This window comes from Gryllotalpicola daejeonensis, assembly GCF_039538145.1.
In the GTDB taxonomy this organism is placed as follows: domain Bacteria; phylum Actinomycetota; class Actinomycetes; order Actinomycetales; family Microbacteriaceae; genus Gryllotalpicola; species Gryllotalpicola daejeonensis.
This window is the reverse complement of record NZ_BAABBV010000004.1, coordinates 1-657: the sequence shown is the minus strand read 5'-3', so window position 1 is coordinate 657 and position 657 is coordinate 1. Positions and strand designations below refer to the sequence as shown.

The 657-nt window shown below is 61.3% G+C and carries 1 pseudogene; it reads right to left on the bottom strand.

From position 1 onward, the window contains the following. A pseudogene (locus ABD736_RS16360) lies at window positions 1–496 on the bottom strand (hypothetical protein); the annotation flags it as partial. Window positions 497–657 lie beyond the last annotated feature (161 nt).

The window sequence follows — 657 nt, the reverse complement described above, 5'->3', positions numbered from 1 at the left end:
GTCTTAGCGGTTCGGCTTCGTTGAGTGAATCGACCTCCCAGAGTCTGAGCGGCTCTGCGTCGACGTCGGTGAGTGAATCGACGTCCGAGAGCTTGAGTGGGTCTGCTTCGACCTCGTTGAGCGAGTCCGACTCGCAAAGCTTGAGCGGGTCTGCGTCGACGTCGCTGAGTGAGTCGACGTCCGAGAGCTTGAGCGGCTCCGCCTCGACTTCAATGAGCGAGTCGACGTCGCAGAGCTTGAGCGGTTCTGCGTCGACGTCGACAAGTGAGTCCGCTTCGCAGAGCTTGAGTGGTTCCGTGTCGACTTCGGCGAGCGAGTCGACCTCGGGCAGCCTGAGTGCATCGGCGTCCACCTCAATAAGCGAGTCGGCGTCCGAGAGTCTGAGCGGGTCTGCGTCGACCTCCTTGAGCGAGTCGACTTCGGGCAGCCTGAGTGGTTCTGCGTTGACCTCGGTGAGCGAGTCGACGTCAGGCAGCCTGAGCGCGTCGGCGTCCACGTCGGCAAGTGAGTCGACTTCTGAGAGCTTGAGTGGTTCTGTGTCGACGTCGTTGAGTGAGTCGACGTCGGAGAGTCTGAGCGGTTCGGCTTCGTTGAGTGAATCGACCTCCCAGAGTCTGAGCGGGTCTGCGTCGACGTCGTTGAGTGAGTCGACTTCGG